The sequence below is a fragment of the Microbacterium sp. PF5 genome (assembly GCF_004794315.1).
Taxonomy (GTDB): domain Bacteria; phylum Actinomycetota; class Actinomycetes; order Actinomycetales; family Microbacteriaceae; genus Microbacterium; species Microbacterium sufflavum.
The window spans coordinates 1-268 of sequence record NZ_SSDQ01000023.1; the positions used below are offsets into that span (position 1 = coordinate 1).

Consider the following 268-nt stretch of genomic DNA (forward strand, 5'->3'; position numbering starts at 1 on the left):
GTGCCGGGGAACTCGCCGCCGAAGAGGAGGAACGAGGTCCAGGTGCCGATCAGGGGCAGGCCCTTGATCATGCCGTCGATGATGCGCAGGCCGTTGCCCGAGAGCAGGTCGTCGGGGAGGGAGTAGCCGGTGAAGCCCTCGGCCATCGCCAGGATGAACAGCAGGAAGCCGATCACCCAGTTCAGCTCGCGCGGCTTGCGGAACGCGCCGGTGAAGAACATCGTCACGCCCGCCTTGCGCGCGGCGTCGACGACCTCCTCGTCGCGCA

Annotated in this window: 1 protein-coding gene; it reads right to left on the reverse strand. The window is 67.9% G+C overall.

What is annotated here, in order from left to right:
* Window positions 1–268 (reverse strand): cytochrome b N-terminal domain-containing protein (locus tag DW297_RS00470; protein WP_205828197.1); only part of this gene is annotated, 268 nt, incomplete at both ends.